Origin of the sequence: Pseudomonas sp. HY13-MNA-CIBAN-0226 (assembly GCF_040310305.1) — a bacterium.
Classification (GTDB): Bacteria; Pseudomonadota; Gammaproteobacteria; order Pseudomonadales; family Pseudomonadaceae; genus Aquipseudomonas; species Aquipseudomonas gregormendelii.
The window spans coordinates 1-244 of sequence record NZ_JBEOPS010000529.1 but is presented as its reverse complement, the minus strand read 5'-3'; the positions used below and the strand labels follow the sequence as shown (position 1 = coordinate 244).

Sequence of the window (244 nt, the reverse complement as noted above, 5' to 3'; positions counted from 1 at the left end):
AGTTAGAAATGGGTAGCATTATTGAACTGCTGCAAACTCTTCTTTAGAAAGTTCACCATTACCATCTGCATCTAATTCATCAAATATTTGTGCAAGCTGCGGGTTTGCCTGCGCTTCTGTTTGGCTAATAACGCCGTCGCCATCTGTATCAAATGAGTCGAAGTCTACTGCTGCAAATGCCGCTGAAGATGATGCTAGTGCGATTAGTGCTAATGTCTTATGTAATGTTTTCATTGTGTTATCC

Annotated in this window: 1 protein-coding gene; it reads right to left on the bottom strand. The window is 41.0% G+C overall.

The window, feature by feature from the left end; all coding sequences use genetic code 11:
* Positions 1-18: 18 nt before the first annotated feature.
* The coding region (locus AAEZ05_RS29775) for an EF-hand domain-containing protein (RefSeq protein WP_350650238.1) at positions 19-244 on the bottom strand (226 nt) is incomplete at its 5' end.